Genomic DNA, 19,136 nt, shown 5'->3' on the forward strand with positions numbered 1-19,136 from the left:
AGCCTTAAAGTACGTAGACGAAAATAAACAAACACAGCCAGACCACATCGACAAAGTGCCAATACCAACTCCCCGCTTGGAAAGCAAAATGCTTATCCGCGCTAAAGTGACCCTTCAACACTCTGAAAAACAACACTAATAAAAACAGAGTGCCGAGCGTGACATGCATGCCGTGAAAGCCAGTTAAGAGGAAGAAGGTGTTGCCATAAACCCCAGAGGTCAGGGTGAGCCCCATTTCATGGTAGGCATGCATATATTCTTCGGCCTGCAAGGCAAGGAAACCCATACCCAAAAGTATGGTGATCCCGAGCCACAGTGTGATGGCCGAGCGCTTGCCTTTCTCTAGGCTGACATGGGCAAAATGTAAGGTGACTGAGGAGGTCAGCAGCACGATAGTGTTGATTAACGGCAGGCCATTCCACGGCATAGCTTCTGTTTTGGTGCCATCTGGCGTAGTGAGCAAAGGCCAAACGGCTTCGAATTGTGGCCAGAGTACTTCATGTGTCATGGCATTATTGGAGGCGCCACCGAGCCAAGGCACTGCGACCATGCGAGCATAAAATAACGCTCCAAAAAATGCGCCGAAGAACATCACTTCTGAAAAAATAAACCAGCTCATGCCTTGGCGAAAGGATCTATCCATTTGGTGCGAATAAAGCCCAGTCATAGATTCGTTGATCACGGTTCTAAACCAGCCAACCAGCATAAAGAGGATCACGGCGATACCCGCGAGTAGGATATAACCGCCACCCGATGCGCCTGATTTTAGTTGATGGACAAAGTGCCCAGCACCCAAGGCGATTAGAAACAATCCTATAGCGCCAATGATGGGCCAAGCACTTTGGGCGGGTACATAGTAATTTTCATGTTTTGTGGTCATTTTGCAGCTCCTTGCTCTATGGCAGACGCTAACTGCTTGTCGGTAATGTCGTAGAGGGTGTAAGAGAGGGTCAGAGTGTGGATGGATTCAGGTAACTGAGGATCCACAAAGAAAATGAGCGGCAACTCAGCGCTGGTCGAAGCCGCTAAGTGCTGTTGGTTGAAGCAAAAACATTCCGTTTTATTAAAATATGCCGCGCCTTGGCCGGGTGATATCGAAGGTATCGCCTGACCGACCGTGGCTCTGTCGGACACATTGCGTGCCAAAAATGCTGTGTGTATCAGCTCGCCGGGGTGGACTTCGAGCCGCTTGGTTTGCGGCTCAAATTTCCACGGCATACCCGTTTGCACTTGGGAGATAAATTCCACTGTGACAACACGACTAGTATCTATGGTTATCGCTTGATAACTACTGGCGGTATTGGAGGTTTTACCGTTAATCCCTAGCTTCTCACACAGCATATCGTATAGCGGCACCAGCGCGAACCCAAAACCAAACATACCAATACAGCCAATGACGAGCATGCTGATAAGCTTTCGATTTGACTTAGGTTTTTCTGGCTGGCTATGGTTGGTCATTTCATTTCACCTCAGGTGGTGTCGTGAAGGAGTGGTAAGGCGCTGGGCTTGGCAATGTCCACTCTAAACCCTCGCTGCCTTCCCAAGGTTTAGCGGGGGCTTTCTCGCCGCCACGGATGCACTTGATGACTAACACTAAGAAAATCAATTGCGATAAGCCAAAGGCGAAGCCACCAATCGAGACTATTTGATTAACATCGGCAAATTGAATCGAGTAATCGGGGATACGCCTTGGCATACCCGCGAGCCCAAGGAAATGCATCGGGAAAAACAGTACGTTGACCGAAATCACCGAACACCAGAAATGCCATTGCCCCAGTCGCTCGTTGTACATGTGCCCCGTCCATTTAGGGAGCCAGTAATAGGCCGCCGCCATGATGGAGAAAATCGCCCCAGTCACGAGCACATAATGGAAATGCGCCACCACAAAGTAGGTGTCGTGGTATTGGAAGTCGGCTGGCGTAATGGCGAGCATTAACCCCGAAAACCCGCCAATGGTGAAGAGTATGATAAAGGCCACGGCGAACAACATAGGGGTTTCGAAGCTGAGTGAACCGCGCCACATAGTCGCGACCCAGTTAAACACTTTCACCCCCGTTGGCACCGCAATCAACATAGTGCAATACATGAAGAACAGCTCGGCAAACACTGGCATGCCTGTAGTGAACATATGGTGCGCCCATACGAGGAACGATAGAATTGCAATACTGGCAGTGGCATAAACCATTGATGCATAGCCGAATAATGGTTTACGGCTGAAAGCGGGTACTATGGCGGAGATGATGCCAAAGGACGGCAAAATCATGATGTAGACCTCAGGGTGGCCGAAGAACCAGAAAATATGCTGGAACATCACAGGATCGCCACCGCCAGCCGCTTCGAAGAAGCTAGTGCCGAAAAACTTATCGGTCAGCACCATAGTCACAGCGCCCGCAAGTACGGGCATCACAGCGATCAGCAGGAATGCTGTGATAAGCCAAGTCCACACAAACAGCGGCAACTTCATCCATGTCATACCGGGCGCACGTAAATTCACTATGGTTACAATCACGTTGATTGCACCCATGATCGAACTTATCCCCATGATATGAATAGAGAACACGAAGAGTGCCGTACTGTCAGGACTATAAGTGGTAGACAGTGGCGCGTAGAAGGTCCAACCAAAGTTAGGTCCGCCACCTTCCATAAACAGCGAGCTGAGTAGGATGGTAAAGGCGAAGGGTAAGATCCAAAAACTCCAGTTATTCATCCGTGGCAGCGCCATATCTGGCGCACCAATCATCATAGGGATCAGCCAGTTTGCTAGCCCAGTAAAGGCGGGCATTACCGCGCCGAATACCATGATCAGCCCATGGACTGTGGTCATTTGGTTAAAGAAGTTGGGCTCGACCAATTGTAATCCGGGCTGAAACAGTTCAGCGCGGATCACCATGGCCATAGCGCCACCGGTTAAAAACATAATGAAGCTGAACCATAAATACAAAGTGCCTATGTCTTTATGGTTGGTTGTTAGCACCCAGCGCATGATGCCCTTTGGCGCACCATGATGATGGTCATCATGGGCTGCGGTTTGATCTTGAGTCATTGTGCTCATCATAATCCCCTACTGTCCATGGCTTGCGATATCAGCAGGTTGCACTGTATCGCCGGTATTGTTGCCCCAAGCATTACGTTCATAGGTAATGACGGCCGCGAGTTGCTGTGGGCTGAGTTGTTTGCCAAATGCCTGCATAGCCGTGCCCGTTTTGCCGTGCATCACAATATCGAGATGATTAGCAACGGTTCCTGTGGCGATAGCACTGCCAGCGAGTGCGGGGAAGGCTGGTGGTATGCCTGCTCCCGTTAACTGATGGCAGGCCGCACAAGTGGTGGCGTAAACAGTCTCACCTTCGGCCATCAAGGCGTCGTGGGTGAGAGTAGGGAGACTCGCTGGATCGACTATGGTTGTGGAGTCGACAACGGCTGCTGGCTCTGTTGCAGGTGCGGGTGTTGGGGTCGTGTTGACTGGTGCGGTAGCAGGTGCCTGTGTGCCAGTACTGCCGTTCATATGCTCATTAACATCTTTGGCCTGCACAGCATCGCCAGTATTATTACCCCACGCATTACGCTCATAGGTAATCACAGCGGCAATTTCTTGTGCAGTCAATTGCTTACCAAAGGCTTGCATGGCCGTACCCGTTTTACCGTTGAGCACGATTTCAAGGTGGCCGCTGAGCGGTCCCGTTGCTATCGGACTGCCTTTGAGGTGTGGGAATACGCCTTGTAACCCCTCGCCATTAGGCTGGTGGCAGGCTGCGCAGTGACCGAGGTAAACTTGCTCACCTTGGGTCATTAGCTCCTCTGTGCTAAGGGTCTGTGACAATGCAGCTTGAGCAGCTTCTGCCGCCGCGCCTGCAGCTTGTTTTTGCTCCGCTACCCAAGCTTCAAACTCGGCTTCGGGTAAGGCTTGCACTACAATCGGCATAAAACCATGGTCTTTACCGCAGAGTTCCGCGCACTGACCACGGTAAATGCCGGGTTTGTCTATGCGAGTCCAGGCCTCATTGATAAACCCAGGATTAGCATCTTTCTTCACGGCAAAAGCAGGTACCCACCATGAATGAATGACGTCTTCTGAGGTCATTAAAAAGCGGATTTTGCGGTTTATCGGTAGCACTAGCGGCTTATCGACCTCCAAAAGGTAATTTTCCCCTTTGGTTTCGGTACCGTCGATTTGTGTTCTTGGGGTTGCGAGTATGCTGTAAAAATCAATGTCTTGATCGAAATAGCTGTAGTGCCATTTCCATTGGGAACCTGTGACTTTAACGGTGAGATCGGCATTGCTGGGATCTTCCATCGCAATTAAGGTCTTTGTCGCTGGAATCGCCATTAAGATCAAAATGATAAATGGCAGAATCGTCCAAGCGATTTCAACTTTAGTGCTTTCGTGAAAGTGCGACGCGACAGCGCCTTTGGATTTTCTGTGATTGATCATGGCGTAAATCATCACGCCAAAGACCACAAGGCCAATGGCGCAGCAGATATACAAGATGGTCATGTGCAAGTGATAAACCTTGCCACTGATCTCGGTTACGCCAGGGGTCATGTTGAACCGCATGTCCGCGGCGGCCAACGGTGGTGCGAATAACACCACGAGTAAACAATACAACAATTGCTTCACAAGACTTCTCCTCTGCCAATTGCGAATAGCAACTACAAAGAAGAGCAACACAGTAAGTCTCAACTCTATGCAAACTCTTCAGTTCCCAAAAAAGCGTTTTTGACTTCAACGTGCGTTGGCGGCTGTTACTTTTAATTAAGTATTGTTACTGCTGGTATTAGCCACGCTGGCACATACGACTGAAATAAATCTGTTCTCTATTTTTAGTGGCATTTTGAACTCGATTACGGCTCGATTTATTTGCCACGGGCGGCGATATATCATCGCCGACTAAATCAACCATACTTGCTGTTTAAATATTGATCAAGATCACTTATTTATCTAATTGTCTGAAAAATTGCCAAAAAAAAGCCTCACATTCATAGGCGAGGCGGCTTTCAAGGTAAAAAATTAAATGAATATTTAATGTACAGCACTAAAAAAAGATTGTTGGCCGAAGAGGCTACCTTGCTCAATGCGTACGTCGCCATGTAAGTGACTGTTTACGTCTTCTAGCACTATGCCCATGGCGCGGGCACTTTTAGCGACAATTTGCAGGCGACGATTATCGCGTGCATCTAATGATTGGGTCCAAGTAATAACCGCACTGGACGTACCACTTGTTAAGGCTTTTTCCATCGCCCACAGGGTTTCCACTTCATCTTTCGCGTGCACCAGCAAGACTCTATCCATACGCACGCCAGCGTTGGCGAGCATTTGTTTGTAGCCAATACTCGGTGGGTTGATGAGCACTAACCAACGGCCCTGTTGGCTTAACTGGGCGAGTTGCGCGCTCAGATGGATTAATTCTTGGCGACCTTGAGTCTTAGTTGGCATGCAGGCGATAGGTGCATGGTGCCAGTCATAGTCGGCATCACGTACTTCATCGAGCCACAAGCCCGGGTGGCGGGGTGCATTGCCAAGTAGTTTGTTCATAGCCAATCTCCATTACGGATCACACCGACGGCGAGTCCTTCAATTGTTAAACTTTGATAGCCTAAATCCACTTTAATCGGGGAATAGTCTTCATTTTCGGCGTGTAGATAGACCACATTACCTTTTTTTTCGAAACGTTTAACAGTGACATCGTCGTCGACTCTAGCGACAACCACTTGACCATTTCTGGCTTGTTGTACTTTATGAACTGCCAGCAAATCTCCTTCGAGAATGCCGATATTCTTCATGCTGTCGCCTTTAACCCGCAGTAAAAAATTGGCGGCGGGATGGAACATGCTTGGGTCGACTTGGTAGTACTGTTCAACATGTTCTTGGGCGAGAATAGGTTCGCCAGCGGCTACTTGACCGATAAGCGGTAAACCTGTTTCAGTTACTTCTTCGACTTCCGCAGTCAGACGAATGCCCCGCGATGTGCCTGGCATGATCTCAATGCAGCCCTTTTTCGCCAACGCTTTAAGATGCTCTTCAGCCGCATTGGCGCTCTTAAAACCTAAACGGGTCGCGATTTCTGCCCGAGTGGGTGGCATGCCAGTATCGGCAATATTTCGTTTAATTAGCTCTAAAATTTCAGCTTGGCGTGGCGTCAAAGGTCTCATGGTGTTTCCTGTTTTTCTATACAGTTACTGTTAGTATATACAGTATTATTTGCAGCGCAAGTATTAACCACTTTTTAGCTATGTTGGAGAGAATTAGCGAATATTACCCATAGTCTGGTATTCTACCGGGCTAGTAAACGTACTTAATTGCATAAGAATAATGCCTAAACACGACTCTCTTTGGTTGAAATCATTACGCTGGATCCAAAAACACTTAGTGCACACTATTGTTGTGCCTCAGGATCCCTTTGCCGATCTGAATCTGGATGCCTCCAGACCCCTTGCTTATGTGATGAAAACGGAATCGCTGAGTGACATCGCTGCCCTGAGTGAAATAACGGCTAAGTTAGGACTACCGAGCCCCTATGAGCCTTTAGTGGCAAATGGTGTGATTGCGCCTCGGGTTGTCTGCCTTCAAGGGCGTAAGCCGCTGTTTGGTGAGCGTGCCGGTAACGAGCCTTTCCTCGAATGCTTTATGCGTTTGTTGGCCGTGCATAAGGAACGCCCTGAATTAGACATTCAACTAGTGCCCGTGAGCCTGTATTGGGGCCGCACGCCAGGGAAAGAAGACGACACTATGAAGGCGGCTGTGTTTGAGCGGGAAAACCCGACTTGGCTGCGCAAATGCTTGATGATTTTATTCTTAGGTCGACATAACTTCGTACAGTTTTCAAATGCGGTATCTCTGCGATACATGGCCGACGAACACGGCACTGACATGGGGATTGCCCATAAATTAGCGCGGGTCGCGCGGGTGCATTTCCGCCGTCAACGTAAGGTGATGACAGGGCCTGTGCTGCCAAATCGCCAAGCACTGTTTCATTCGCTGCTCAAATCCGAGTCCTTGCGTAAAGCGATTCAAGAAGAAGCGGCCAACAAAAAGATTTCTGAGACCCAAGCGCGCGAGACGGCTATTGAGTATCTCGATGAAATCGCAGCAGATTACTCAGATAGTTTAGTGCGTATTGCCGAGCGTTTTTTAACTTGGTTGTGGAACAAGCTTTACAGCGGGATCAACATTAAAGGCGCCGAGCAAGTTCGCCAGTTGCACCATGATGGCCACGAGATTGTCTATGTGCCTTGTCATCGCAGCCACATGGATTACCTGCTGTTATCGTATATTTTGTATTATCAAGGCATGGTTCCGCCGCACATTGCTGCCGGTATTAACCTCAATTTCTGGCCCGCTGGACCTATGTTCCGTCGCGGTGGTGCCTTCTTTATCCGCCGTAGTTTTAATGGCAACAAGCTGTATACCGCAGTATTCCGTGAATATTTAGATCAACTGTTTGCTAAAGGTTATTCGGTGGAATATTTCTCCGAAGGCGGCCGCTCACGTACCGGTCGGCTATTGGCGCCAAAAACCGGCATGATCGCTATGACGATGAACAGCGTGCTGCGCGGTATCGAGCGTCCAGTCACGCTAGTGCCTGTGTATTTAGGCTATGACCATGTGATGGAAGTGGCGACGTACCATAAAGAGTTAAGTGGTAAGAAAAAGAAAAAAGAATCTGTGTGGCAGGTGTTTGGTGCGATTCGCAAACTGGGTAATTTCGGCCAAGGGTATGTGAACTTTGGCGAGCCGATTACTCTGCAAAACTTCTTAAATGAGCGCGCGCCAAACTGGCGTACTGAGTTGGCCGATGATCCTGAGCAAAAACCAAGCTGGTTAACGCCAGCGGTAAACGTGCTGGCGAATCGAGTGATGACGAATATCAACGATGCGGCGGCGGCGAGTTCGGTGACCTTGACGAGTTTAGTGTTGCTGGCCACAGATCAAAATGCCTTAGAGCGCAGTCTGCTGGAACGTCAGCTTGATCTGTATCTGACTCTACTCAAAAAAGTGCCTTACACTACTTATACTTCGGTTGCCGAAGGTGATGGTAAGCATTTAGTGCAGCAAGGTTTAGAGCTGAACAAGTTTGTTGTTTGCGCCGATCCTTTAGGTGAAATCGTGTCTATCGAGGCGAGTCAGGCAGTGTCTATGACTTACTATCGTAACAATATCATCCACTTATTTATTGTGCCGTCATTAATTGCGAGCTGCTTAACGCATAATGAGCAGATCCCGCGTCAGCAAGTTGTGTCAATCGTTGCCGATTTTTATCCACTGCTGAAAGCCGAACTCTTCATGGGCATTAAGGATGTACCTGCCTATGTCAGTCAAGTGCTGGATTTCTTCATTGAACAAGGGTTAGTGGTTGAGACTGATACCTTAACTGTCGTGCCTGAACACACTAGCCAACTATTATTGTTAGCCAGTTCAGTGAGCGAGACTCTGCAACGCTATGCCATAATTTTCAATCTGTTAGCGAACAGACCTAAGATGGAGCGCTCAGAACTTGAGTCTGAGAGTCATCTACTCGCCCAGCGTTTAGGCGCTTTACATGGCATTACCGCGCCTGAGTTCTATGATAAAAAACTTTACGGCACCTTGAGCGTTAAGCTCAAAGAATTGGGATATCTAGCGGATAACCAAGATAAGTCCAATATCAATCGCATACGAGATCAAGCCAATAGCTTATTACGTCCGTCAGTGAAACAAACGATAGTGGCGAGTGTCACCGCGGAGCACACAGTTTAATGGCAAATCATATGAATGCGGCTAAGCATAAGCCCGCAGGTAAGTCCTTGCTCGGCGGCGCCATGATTATTGCTGGCACGACCGTAGGTGCAGGGATGTTTTCTCTGCCCGTGGTCGGTGCAGGTATGTGGTTTGGCTATTCGATTTTAATGTTATTGGGCATTTGGTTTTGCATGTTGATGTCGGGCTTATTGCTACTCGAAACCAATTTGCATTTCGAACCCGGTGCTAGTTTTGACACCTTAAGCAAGCAAACCTTAGGGCAGTTTTGGCGGATAGTTAACGGTGTTTCTATCGCTTTCGTGCTGTATATTTTGACTTATGCCTATATCAGCGGCGGTGGTTCGATTGTAAACCACAGCTTGCAGGGCATGGGAATTGAGTTACCGCAAAGTGTTGCTGGGCTGGTGTTTGCCATAGTGTTGGCGAGTATTGTATTGATCAGCACTAAGGCCGTGGATCGCATTACCACGATTATGCTCGGCGGTATGATCATTACCTTCTTCCTTGCTATTGGCAATTTACTGATCGAAATCGATGTGACTAAGTTGCTCGAACCCGATGGTAATAATAGCTTTTCACCTTATCTGTGGGCGGCGCTACCCTTTGGTCTTGCCAGCTTTGGCTACCATGGTAACGTCCCCAGCTTAGTGAAGTATTACGGCAAAGATTCTTCCACCATTATCAAGGCGATTTTCGTCGGCACCTTTATCGCGCTGGTGATTTATGCCTGTTGGTTAGTGGCGACTATGGGCAATATTCCCCGCAGCCAGTTTATCGACATTATTGCCCAAGGCGGCAATATGGGTGTCTTGGTGGGCGCTTTGTCTGAAGTGATGGCAAGTAGCTGGTTGAACAGTATGTTGACCCTGTTTGCTAACTTGGCCGTGGCTTCATCTTTCTTAGGGGTAACCTTAGGTTTGTTCGATTATCTCGCCGACTTGTTTGGTTTTGACGATTCGCGCTCGGGCCGGATGAAAACTGCGTTAGTGACCTTTGTGCCGCCGACGATTTTAGGATTACTGTTCCCCGACGGCTTTTTAGTGGCGATTGGCTTTGCGGCTTTAGCGGCGACAGTGTGGGCGGTAATCGTCCCGGCGCTGATGGCCTATAAATCACGGCAGTTATTCCCCGAGAGCACAGGTTTTAGAGTGATAGGCGGTACGCCGCTGATTATTCTTGTGGTGTTATTTGGCATAGTCACGGGTGCTTGTCATTTGCTCGCGATGGCAAATTTACTGCCGCAATATTCCTAATTTTTTTCGATGATTTAAGCCCTCTGCGTGAGGGCTTTTTTGTATTTGGCGATTGAGTTTTAATTCTGCAGATCTTTTTTATCCCGACACTGGACAGAAGCCCGAACTCAGGCTTAACTCGAATGATTGTAAAAACGAAGGAGCAAATGATGAAAATTACTCAGTACGCACAAGGACATGCATGTTGGGTTGAACTCGCAAGCCACGATTGGCAAGCTGCTAAGACATTCTACCAAGCGTTATTTGGTTGGGATTCAGTTGACATGCCGATCCCAGAAGGTCATTTTTCGCTATTCAATTTAGCGGGGGATGATTTAGGTGCCATGTACCAAATCCCCGAGTCAGAGTCGCAGATCCCTAGCCATTGGCGTGTCTACTTTGCCGTTGATGATATGGATGCCAGCATTGCAGCGATTCAAGCGGCGGGTGGCCAAGTGCACATGGGGCCGCATATTGTTGCTGATGCGGGCGTGATGGCGCAGGTGAGCGATCCACAGGGCGCACGTTTTGCGCTGTGGCAAGCGAAGAATCATACCGGTGCTCGCCGTCAGGGTGAACTCAATACCCTTTGCTGGGTTGAGCTGGCATGTAAAGAACCACGCGCTGAAGAAGCCTTTTACTGCACAATATTCCCTTGGACTAACTCGCCCAGCGACATGCCGGACATCGAATACTCTGAGTGGCAAGTTGATGGTCAATCCATCGGCGGCATGATGACCATCATGCCCGAATGGGGCGATATATCTCCCCATTGGCTGCTTTATTTTGCAGTAGCCGATTGCGATGCATTTGCAGAAAAAGCCCAAGCGTTAGGCGCGCAAGTGTGCATTCCGCCCAGTGATATCCCCGATGTGGGTAGATTCTCTGTGATAGCCGACGCCCAAGGTGCCACCTTTGCGGTAATCAAGCTTAATCAGATGTGACAGCTATATTTAGGACGAGTCACATTTAAGATTAAAAACGGCGACACTTAGTCGCCATTTTTATTCGTCTAACCATTTGTTTAATTGGCATTATCAATCATGATTGTCTCAGGGCAGGAGCCTCTGCCTGCCTTGTTAGCTTTGGCGAGTAGGCTAGGCAAGGAGTCTGAGGCTTTAATGACCTCGGGCAAATTAATGCGGATTTCACTCAGTAATCCCTTGCCACATTCTAGACTCATTTTAGTGTGAGCGCCTTGACCGAAGCTGATATCAAAACTTTGGTTTAACTCACTTTTACTGACACTTTTACCTATGTTTTCATGAATAAATTTTTGTACCCATGCCGAGGCATTGACCGCTTGGGTCAGCTGGGTTGCCAATAAAAAGTACTCGTTAGGGTCTTGGCTACGGCAAGTGCCGTGTTTCCACCATTCGTGGCGTTCTAAACAGGTGCCATATTGGGCGCTTGGCATGACTTCTTCTAAATTTTTGCGCACCGATGGGTTAAGTTCAAGCTCAGGATAAGTACAGAAATCATTTGGTTGCAGTTTGACTGTGCTGCAATAGCCATAACGTGTGCCGCATTGTTGTTTATTCGGCCACAGTCCGTGCAGGCTGAAGTGTTGCCACTGGCTCGATTCTGGCGTTTGGCTGAGGGCGCGGCATTCGGCTTTGCGGCGGCCATAGAGTTCGCAGAAGGTGCTTTGCCAGCTTAATGCCAGCACGTTGGCGTCAAATTCACCGCCGATTCGGCATTGATCCCCTTGGCGTTTCTCTGGTGTGCCATGCTCTTTAAGGCCGTCTAGGCTTTTGGCTTTGATATCCGATGCTGTAGTGGTTTGCGCGGGTTCTACCGCTGTTGCAGGTGTCGATACATTACTGCCTGCAACATTGGAAAGATACTGACCACAAGCGCCACTGATCCACCGCATGGGAGACTTCACTGCGTTGGTGCGCACTCGCAGCCAATCAGGTTTGGCGCTGTTGCCGAGGATTTCGAGTACCGGATAGCGCTCACCAATATTGCTCTGCCATTGATCTGGATTCGTCTGCTTATTTTTCGATTGAAATAGCTCACAGCGTTTATCGGCAACGAACTCACCGGTTGCGGGCGCGGCAACGGCAGGTGCTGCTGAAATGATTAGCGCAGCGCATAAACCGAACGCCGCAAGTAACGTACGCGATAGGCTTTTAAGGGAAAGTGCTTGCGGCCATATCCGGCGGATGGTCAAACAAAATGGCTTGGTCATGTGATGGAATCCTTTCTGCTGCAGTAAGTCGGGTCAATCCTGTGGTGCGCTAAGTTAATGGTACACATAAGCGTTATAAACTAAGAGGCTTATTTTACTCAGAGTGTTGTGTGGCACGGCTGCTAAATTAGATTTTTAATCTGATTGAATGAAAAATCCCCTCAAACCTTAATAGCTTGAGGGGATTTTTATGGGTGCTCTCTTGCCGTTAACTTACGTGCGCAGCGTCTTTGTTTAATTTACGCGAGTAAATCAGTAGATAGAGTGCGGGCAGGACAAACAGTGACAGTATGGGCGCTGTGACCATGCCGCCGACCATAGGTGCAGCTATTTTTTGCATCACATCGTTACCCGAACCTGCGCCCCACATTATGGGCAGTAGGCCGAAGAATATGGTCGCTACTGTCATCGCTTTGGGGCGGATCCGCATAACGGCGCCTTCAATCAAGGCTTCTTTCAAGTCATTGACGCTGTGGTAATTATCTTTTTCTTGCCTGTGTTTGATGGCGTTATTGAGATACACCAACATCACCACCCCAAACTCGGCTGCGACACCCGCTAAGGCAATCATACCGACAGCAACGGCCACTGAGATGTTGTAATCCAGTAGATATAACAACCAAGTACTGCCGACCAATGCGAAGGGGAGGCTGAGCATAATAATGCTGGCCTGAATGGTGGAGCCGAAGGTCATCATCAGCAGGATGAAGATGACGGCTAATGCCATAGGGATCACTTGTTTAAGCTTAGCATCGACTCTTTGCATATATTCGTACTGACCCGCAAAGCTATAGCTGTAACGGGGCGGGACGACGAGTTCGGCGTCTAAGGCAGTTTTCGCGGTGGCGATATACTCACCGATAGAGGTGCCCTCGATATCGATAAACACCCAAGAGATTAAGCGGCCATTCTCACTCTTTAACATAGGCGCGCCATCGTTGATTTCGATGTCGGCCAAGTTACGTAGCGGCAGATAATGCCCCGACTTAGTGATCACGGGTAGCTCGCGCAGTTTCTCAATGTTGTCGCGCAGCTCACGGGGGTAACGCAGGTTGATAGGATAACGTTCGGCGCCTTGTACTGATTCGCCAATATCCATACCGCCAATGGCGTAACGCACCACATCTTGAATATCCTGCAACGTCATACCGTAACGTGCGGCCACATCCAGTTTCGGACTGATATCGATATAACGGCCGCCGCCACTGCGTTCGGCGTAGGCCGATTTGGTGTGTGGCACTTTGCTTAAGATAGCTTCAATCTTAGTGCCAATGCTTTGCAGTTCGTTGACATCGGCTCCAGTGATCTTAATGCCGACAGGGGTTTTTATTCCCGTCGAGAGCATGTCGATACGGGTTTTGATGGGTTGCACCCAAGCATTGGTGAGTCCCGGTACTTTTACGGTTTGTTGTAACTGGGCAATGATGCCATCTAAGGTCATGCCTTCACGCCATTCGTCATGGGGTTTAAGCATGATAGTGGTTTCAAGCATGGTCAGCGGCGCGGGATCGGTCGCGGTTTCGGCGCGTCCTACTTTGCCAAACACGCGGGCCACTTCGGGCACGGTTTTAATTAAACGGTCGGTTTGCTGTAACACTTCGGCGGCCTTACTGGCACTGATGCCGGGCAATGCCGTTGGCATGTAGAGCAAATCGCCTTCTTCGAGTGCGGGCATAAACTCGCTGCCCATGCGGGTCATAGGATACCAAGCGCTGGCCAGCGCGATTAAGGCTAACATCAGGGTGACTTTAGGGAATTTCAGCACCAGTTTTAGTGAAGGTTGATAAATCGCGATCAAGAAACGGCTGATGGGATTGCTACGTTCGCTGGGGATTTTGCCGCGAATAAAGTAACCCATCAAAATCGGCACTAAGGTAATGGATAAAAAGGCCGCCGCTGCCATGGCGAAGGTTTTAGTGTAGGCCAATGGCGCGAATAATCGACCTTCCTGCGCCTCGAGCGCAAACACAGGTACAAAGCTTAATGTGATAATAATTAATGAGAAAAATAACGCAGGGCCGACTTCAATCGACGCTTCGGTGACGATGCGCCAATGCTCTTTCGTATCGGGTTCGCGATCATGATCCGCTTTAAAATGCTCTAAATGTTTGTGCAAGTTTTCGATCATCACAATCGCGCCGTCCACCACGGCGCCGATGGCAATGGCGATGCCGCCAAGGCTCATGATATTGGCGTTAACACCCATCTTGTTCATCACGATAAAGGCGATAAGGATGGATAGCGGCAGGGTGATCACGGCCACGAGTGTGGAGCGCGCATGCAGCAAAAACAGCAAACAGACTAAGCCGACCACCAACATTTCTTCGACGACCTTGCTAAACAAGTTGTCGACGGACTTAAGGATCAAGTGAGATCTGTCGTAGGTGGGGATAATCTCAACTCCATCGGGCAGGCCGGCTTTGAGTTCTTCGAGTTTTGCTTTCACCGCATCAATTGTCGCTAAGGCGTTTTCGCCGTAACGCATCACCACAATTCCGCCAACGACTTCACCTTCACCGTCGAGTTCGGCTATGCCGCGGCGTGAGGCTGGGCCTTTACGCACAGTAGCAACATCTTTGAGGGTTAAACCTGTGCCAGAAGGACTGGTGATGCCAAGGGGGATTTCACGAAAATCCTCTAGCGTCTGGCGATAGCCTTTGGCGCGCACCATGTATTCGGCTTCGGCCATTTCGATCACTGAGCCGCCAGCTTCGCTGTTGGCTTTATCAATTGCTTGTTTAATGGTGGCGATATCGAGCTTATAGATCGCCATTTTATCGGGCTCAAGCACTATCTGATAGGTTTGCTCCATGCCGCCGACGGTGGCGACTTCAGACACGCCTGCCACGCTTTGCAGCTCTAGCTTGAGATACCAATCCTGCAGACTTTTGAGTTGCGATAAATCTAAATTGCCGGAGCGATCGACTAGCGCATATTCATACACCCAACCGACACCAGACGCATCTGGGCCGAGGGAAGGTTGCACATTCTGTGGTAAACGGCTGCTGATCTGACTCAGGTATTCAAGCACCCGTGAGCGAGCCCAGTAAATGTCGGTGCCATCTTCAAAAATCACATACACGTAAGAGTCGCCGAACATGGAATAACCACGCACGGTTTTAGCACCAGGTACGGCTAACATGGCGGTCGACAAGGGATAAGTCACTTGTTCTTCAACCAATTTTGGCGCTTGACCCGGATAAGGGGTTTTAATGATCACTTGCACATCGGATAAATCCGGCAGCGCATCGAGCGGCGTTTTTCGCAGCTCCTGTACGCCCCAAACAGTGATCATGATGGCGATAATCAACACCATAAATCGCTGCCTGATGGACGCCTCGATAATATATTTCAACATAACGCGCTCCTAGTGCTGATGACCGCTGCTTAAACGCATTAAACTGCCCTTGAGGCTAGCCTCGGAGTCGAGTAAGAATTGCCCCGAAATCACCACTCGTTCACCTTCATTCAGGCCTGAAATAATCTCGGCCTTACCTTGGCTCATCATGCCGACGGTTACGGCCTTGGCGGTAAAGCTGTCGTCGGTTTGCTTGACGATCACGCGGTTTTCTTTGCCCGTTTGAATTAAAGCTTCCTGCGGGATCACTAGCACATCTTTATTCGGGCCACCGAATAGTGAGACTTTGGCGAGGGTTTTAGGTCTTAAATCTACCTCGGTATTGTTGAGCACTACTCGTACTCGCATGCTGCGAGTGACAGGATCAAGCTCAGGGTAGATGTAATCGATCGTGCCTTCGATGCCGCTGATATTCATGGCGGGAACGGCAATTTCGGCCTTCTGACCTTTGGCAATCCAGCTTTGCTCGTTCTCAAAGACGTCGGCAATCACCCAAACTTTGGAGAGATCCACCACAGACATGACTTCGGTCGACGGCTGAATATACATGCCATCGCGAACATCGAGGGCTTTCACTATGCCGTCTTCTTTGGCGTAGAAAGGTACTCGATATTGGGTTTGATGTGACTCTGCTAATTGTTTGATTTGCCTGTCGTTAAAACCGAGGAAAGATAAGCGTAAGCCCGCATTGCGCACCAAATCTTTGTAGCGGCCTTGGCCGTTTGCTTTAGCAGTGTCCATCGCAAGCAAGTAGTCATCTTGGGCGTTGATTAAATCGGGGGAATAGATCTCGTAGATCAGTTGGTCTTTCTTGACGGTATCACCTACGGATTTGATCATCAGTTTTTCAATCCAGCCAGTAACGCGGGCATGGATATGGGTGATTTGGCTTTCGTCATAGTCGATTTGACCGACGGTTTCGACAAATTTCCACAGTGTGTCGCGTTCAACCTTGGCGACTTTGAGTGCCAACGCTTGCTGCATGCTGCCGGATACATTGATGTTGATTTCTTGGGTATTACCGCCCGTTTCGACCTTTTCTAAGTTCATACCGCAGATAGGGCAAGTGCCGGGTACGTCACTGATAATGTGGGCATGCATAGGGCAAACGTACTTGATTGTTGTCACATGATTTTGGGCTTTAACTAAACTGTCGGCCTTAGGGGTTGGGGTATCGAATACCTGACTCGAAGCTTTGGCGGCAGAGGTTTGCCGATGCTCAGAGGCTTGGTGATCTGCGGCTTGATGCTGTGCATGCTCGGCCGCAGGATTCGCGGCATCGAGTTTCTCAACTAAAAACATATTGCACTTAGGGCAGCGACCGGGCTCATGGCTGAGCACTTCGGGGTGCATAGGGCAAGTGTAGGTTTTCACTTGATTTAACGGGTTGTTTTTAGGTGCAGTGGCGGATTGTGTCACTGCAGCTTCGGTCGCAACGGGTTCTTGTGTGCTCGCCAGTTGGGCATGGCTCAGCCAAGGCGTACTGATGAGTAAGCTACTCAAGATCAGTACGGCCTTAGGGGCCTGCTTTTTCGCGGTATTAAATTGGTTCATATGCCTCATCTCCAGCCTAGCTTAGTGGTTTTCGTGCGCGTTGTGCATCGCACCTTCAGCTGTTTTTACTTCCGTCGCTTTTGGCTCTAAATCCATACCACATTTAGGACAGGAATTGCCTTTAGTGCCTGTCACTTCGGGGTGCATAGGGCAAACATAGGTTTGTGCTTGTTGCTGCGGATTTGCATTGTCGTGTTGATGTTCGTGCGGCGTAGCCGTGGCAAACACGTTAGTGCTGGTCAGCAAGAATGCAATTAAGGCGAGATTAGTTAGGGTTTTCATATTATTCACTCCATCGGATTAACGGCCGAATATGAGCGCATAAACGTCTGTGAGCACGGCAGATCAAAGCGGTTCGCTTCGATAGACGGATTAATGCCACAACTTGGCATTCGGCTCAGTTATCAACGTTTTGCTAGACTCGGGTGCACGATTTAATGATAAGGCACCACAATAAACGGCTAATTTGGGTGTTAGCTTAGGGCTAACTGGATTGTCGTTTTAGCTTGGCTTCTTTAAGGGCGATTTGCCCAATAAGCGCAAAGTAGGCCTAGGCTATCGGTGGTTTAAAGGCCGAAGACAAAGAGATCGAGTGGAAATGAGGCATAGGAGTGGCCATTGCAGTATCGCTCATGTTCACACTTGGCCAGAGGTGTGGGCTGAATAGAGTGCCAGCGACTGAAATCGTCAAACAATGACCACAATCATTTGAACATGATGTGGTGCCATCACAGCAATGCTGTTTCGCGCCGGGAAGCATTTTATCGTTGCAGCAATCCGCGTTGGCCATTGAATGTGAGTCAGAAGGGTTCTCAGTGTTCATCTGCATCATGGCAGCATGGTGCATTTGGGAGGAAGCTTCATGATTCATCGCACTCATATCCATAGTGTGTGGCACCATGGCGTGACCATTAGACGCAACACTTTGCCCGACGAGTGCGAGTAAAGTGAACATGACTAAAAAGTAACGACCGAGTGTGTGATGCATAAGTATTCCAAATGATGAACGGCTCGAGTCTAGCATAGAGGCATTATGCTGTAATGATTTAACTCACATTTCAGCACATGCCTCAAATTAAATATTTTGCTTTTCTAAATTAGAAAGCGGGATTGCTGACTAACATTTTCGCCATCAGTTGGCTGTGGCTTTGCAGTGGATATTCGCCCGCTTTGTCACCATTAATACTGAGTTGAATCGTTGGATATTTAATAAATTGGCGCGCTTCAGCTTCAGTCATTATTTTGGGCTGGGTGACTTGGTAGCTATCACTTGCCTTCACATCCAGCACTAAGTAAAGCGGCGCTGACTTAACCCAGTTACCACTATCATCGGCGCGATAATTAAAAGTATCCTGATATTTTAGCTCGAGCAGTACTTTCCCTGCGGAGAGTTGGATAGGTTTAAAGGGCGTCGTTGGCACACCATTGATACTGATAACACTGAGCGCATCTGTACTTTTTAAGCTGGCGGCTGTAACTGTGGTGCTACTTAACAAGGCACCGATAACGAAAGTTAGGCCTAGTAAGCTTTTGTTCAATAAAGTGGTTTTCATAATAAACTCCAAAAATTCTCTGTACCTCGTTGCAGTGCGAATATGCAGCGGCGCAATCAAAGGTGTTTAGTCGGTTTTACGTTGTAAAAAACGAAAGACGTTACAGTGAATAGGAGTTAGGAGGCGGTGTGGTGAGCTCGAGGTCGGCAGTTTGCATCGCCCAGCCTTGGATGGCAATACGCTTGCTTGCTGGGTTGGCGAAGGCCAGTTTTAGCACTGCAGGCTCAAGGTAAAGTGATGATAGGCAATGGGTTTGACAATGACTTGTCATACTATCTTGGCAGTGTTGCAAGCAATCGGATGCAGAACAATCTGGCATGGTGCAGTTCATTTCTGCATCCATCATCAGCATGGTTTGACTGCTGTGGCCATTGGTGTTGGCTGAAGTTGGCATAGCACTCACCATCGCCGATTGGGCGATTAGCGAAAATAACACTGCTATGGTGATCCAAAATTTAGCCATGATAACTCGGAAAATTGATTGCTTACCCTTAGAGACCTTAGTTAG

Annotated in this window: 16 protein-coding genes; 3 read left to right on the plus strand and 13 right to left on the minus strand. The window is 48.8% G+C overall.

What is annotated here, in order from left to right; all coding sequences use genetic code 11:
- Window positions 1-4 precede the first annotated feature (4 nt).
- From FW758_RS20445 to lexA, 6 genes are all read right to left on the minus strand, one after another.
- The gene (locus FW758_RS20445) at window positions 5-880 is read right to left on the minus strand and encodes a cytochrome c oxidase subunit 3 (RefSeq protein ID WP_006084617.1); all 876 of its coding nucleotides are present in this window, start codon (window positions 878-880) and stop codon (window positions 5-7) included.
- Window positions 877-1,458: a cytochrome c oxidase assembly protein gene (locus FW758_RS20450; protein ID WP_446446353.1), complete on the minus strand. Its 582-nt coding sequence runs from the start codon at window positions 1,456-1,458 to the stop codon at window positions 877-879. Before FW758_RS20450 ends, FW758_RS20445 begins: the two co-directional genes overlap by 4 nt.
- 1 nt (window position 1,459) lies before the next feature.
- Window positions 1,460-3,052 (minus strand): cytochrome c oxidase subunit I, encoded by a 1,593-nt coding sequence (gene ctaD / locus FW758_RS20455; RefSeq protein ID WP_446446362.1) that lies wholly within the window; start codon window positions 3,050-3,052, stop codon window positions 1,460-1,462.
- A 9-nt stretch (window positions 3,053-3,061) separates the two neighbouring features.
- Complete coding sequence (coxB, locus tag FW758_RS20460) at window positions 3,062-4,618, minus strand: cytochrome c oxidase subunit II (protein ID WP_446446354.1); 1,557 nt, start codon at window positions 4,616-4,618, stop codon at window positions 3,062-3,064.
- A 402-nt stretch (window positions 4,619-5,020) separates the two neighbouring features.
- The gene (locus FW758_RS20465; protein ID WP_006079607.1) at window positions 5,021-5,533 is read right to left on the minus strand and encodes a cell division inhibitor SulA; all 513 of its coding nucleotides are present in this window, start codon (window positions 5,531-5,533) and stop codon (window positions 5,021-5,023) included.
- Window positions 5,530-6,150, minus strand: a complete 621-nt coding sequence (gene lexA / locus FW758_RS20470) for a transcriptional repressor LexA (RefSeq protein ID WP_446446355.1) — start codon at window positions 6,148-6,150, stop codon at window positions 5,530-5,532. The genes FW758_RS20465 and lexA overlap by 4 nt, the downstream gene beginning before the upstream one ends.
- Before the next feature lie 160 nt (window positions 6,151-6,310).
- On the opposite strand from lexA, the gene plsB reads away from it, so the two are divergent.
- From plsB to FW758_RS20485, 3 genes are all read left to right on the plus strand, one after another.
- Complete coding sequence (gene plsB, locus FW758_RS20475) at window positions 6,311-8,734, plus strand: glycerol-3-phosphate 1-O-acyltransferase PlsB (protein WP_446446356.1); 2,424 nt, start codon at window positions 6,311-6,313, stop codon at window positions 8,732-8,734.
- Window positions 8,734-9,990, plus strand: coding sequence for a tryptophan permease (gene mtr / locus FW758_RS20480; protein WP_006084612.1), 1,257 nt, complete (start codon window positions 8,734-8,736; stop codon window positions 9,988-9,990). The genes plsB and mtr overlap by 1 nt, the downstream gene beginning before the upstream one ends.
- A gap of 149 nt (window positions 9,991-10,139) precedes the next feature.
- The gene (locus FW758_RS20485; protein ID WP_446446363.1) at window positions 10,140-10,913 is read left to right on the plus strand and encodes a VOC family protein; all 774 of its coding nucleotides are present in this window, start codon (window positions 10,140-10,142) and stop codon (window positions 10,911-10,913) included.
- Between the two features lie 80 nt (window positions 10,914-10,993).
- On the opposite strand, the gene FW758_RS20490 is transcribed toward FW758_RS20485, so the two are convergent.
- The 7 genes from FW758_RS20490 to FW758_RS20520 all read right to left on the minus strand — a co-directional run bounded on the left by FW758_RS20490 (window position 10,994) and on the right by FW758_RS20520 (window position 19,091).
- A complete protein-coding gene (locus tag FW758_RS20490; RefSeq protein WP_446446357.1) occupies window positions 10,994-12,163 on the minus strand; it encodes a ribonuclease T2 family protein in 1,170 nt (389 codons plus the stop codon).
- Window positions 12,164-12,371: 208 nt separating this feature from the next.
- A complete protein-coding gene (locus FW758_RS20495; RefSeq protein WP_259483601.1) occupies window positions 12,372-15,521 on the minus strand; it encodes an efflux RND transporter permease subunit in 3,150 nt (1,049 codons plus the stop codon).
- A 9-nt stretch (window positions 15,522-15,530) separates the two neighbouring features.
- A complete protein-coding gene (locus tag FW758_RS20500) occupies window positions 15,531-17,075 on the minus strand; it encodes an efflux RND transporter periplasmic adaptor subunit (protein ID WP_446446358.1) in 1,545 nt (514 codons plus the stop codon).
- A 21-nt stretch (window positions 17,076-17,096) separates the two neighbouring features.
- Window positions 17,097-17,357, minus strand: coding sequence for a heavy metal-binding domain-containing protein (locus tag FW758_RS20505; protein WP_446446359.1), 261 nt, complete (start codon window positions 17,355-17,357; stop codon window positions 17,097-17,099).
- A gap of 268 nt (window positions 17,358-17,625) precedes the next feature.
- Window positions 17,626-18,063 carry a hypothetical protein gene (locus FW758_RS20510; RefSeq protein ID WP_446446360.1) on the minus strand — a complete coding sequence of 146 codons (438 nt, stop codon included), beginning with the start codon at window positions 18,061-18,063 and terminating at the stop codon, window positions 17,626-17,628.
- A 109-nt stretch (window positions 18,064-18,172) separates the two neighbouring features.
- A complete protein-coding gene (locus FW758_RS20515) occupies window positions 18,173-18,628 on the minus strand; it encodes a DUF2057 family protein (protein ID WP_446446361.1) in 456 nt (151 codons plus the stop codon).
- Between the two features lie 100 nt (window positions 18,629-18,728).
- Complete coding sequence (locus FW758_RS20520; RefSeq protein WP_446446364.1) at window positions 18,729-19,091, minus strand: hypothetical protein; 363 nt, start codon at window positions 19,089-19,091, stop codon at window positions 18,729-18,731.
- Window positions 19,092-19,136 lie beyond the last annotated feature (45 nt).

The sequence above is a fragment of the Shewanella sp. 1180_01 genome (genome assembly GCF_052850535.1).

What these genes read in the sequence shown, in the direction of transcription:
- FW758_RS20445 (WP_006084617.1), bottom strand. Translation starts at nt 880, where the DNA reads ATGACCACAAAACATGAAAATTACTATGTACCCGCCCAAAGTGCTTGG.
- FW758_RS20450 (WP_446446353.1), bottom strand. Translation starts at nt 1,458, where the DNA reads ATGACCAACCATAGCCAGCCAGAAAAACCTAAGTCAAATCGAAAGCTT.
- ctaD (WP_446446362.1), bottom strand. Translation starts at nt 3,052, where the DNA reads ATGAGCACAATGACTCAAGATCAAACCGCAGCCCATGATGACCATCAT.
- FW758_RS20465 (WP_006079607.1), bottom strand. Translation starts at nt 5,533, where the DNA reads ATGAACAAACTACTTGGCAATGCACCCCGCCACCCGGGCTTGTGGCTC.
- lexA (WP_446446355.1), bottom strand. Translation starts at nt 6,150, where the DNA reads ATGAGACCTTTGACGCCACGCCAAGCTGAAATTTTAGAGCTAATTAAA.
- plsB (WP_446446356.1), top strand. Translation starts at nt 6,311, where the DNA reads ATGCCTAAACACGACTCTCTTTGGTTGAAATCATTACGCTGGATCCAA.
- mtr (WP_006084612.1), top strand. Translation starts at nt 8,734, where the DNA reads ATGGCAAATCATATGAATGCGGCTAAGCATAAGCCCGCAGGTAAGTCC.
- FW758_RS20485 (WP_446446363.1), top strand. Translation starts at nt 10,140, where the DNA reads ATGAAAATTACTCAGTACGCACAAGGACATGCATGTTGGGTTGAACTC.
- FW758_RS20490 (WP_446446357.1), bottom strand. Translation starts at nt 12,163, where the DNA reads ATGACCAAGCCATTTTGTTTGACCATCCGCCGGATATGGCCGCAAGCA.
- FW758_RS20495 (WP_259483601.1), bottom strand. Translation starts at nt 15,521, where the DNA reads ATGTTGAAATATATTATCGAGGCGTCCATCAGGCAGCGATTTATGGTG.
- FW758_RS20500 (WP_446446358.1), bottom strand. Translation starts at nt 17,075, where the DNA reads ATGAACCAATTTAATACCGCGAAAAAGCAGGCCCCTAAGGCCGTACTG.
- FW758_RS20505 (WP_446446359.1), bottom strand. Translation starts at nt 17,357, where the DNA reads ATGAAAACCCTAACTAATCTCGCCTTAATTGCATTCTTGCTGACCAGC.
- FW758_RS20510 (WP_446446360.1), bottom strand. Translation starts at nt 18,063, where the DNA reads ATGCATCACACACTCGGTCGTTACTTTTTAGTCATGTTCACTTTACTC.
- FW758_RS20515 (WP_446446361.1), bottom strand. Translation starts at nt 18,628, where the DNA reads ATGAAAACCACTTTATTGAACAAAAGCTTACTAGGCCTAACTTTCGTT.
- FW758_RS20520 (WP_446446364.1), bottom strand. Translation starts at nt 19,091, where the DNA reads ATGGCTAAATTTTGGATCACCATAGCAGTGTTATTTTCGCTAATCGCC.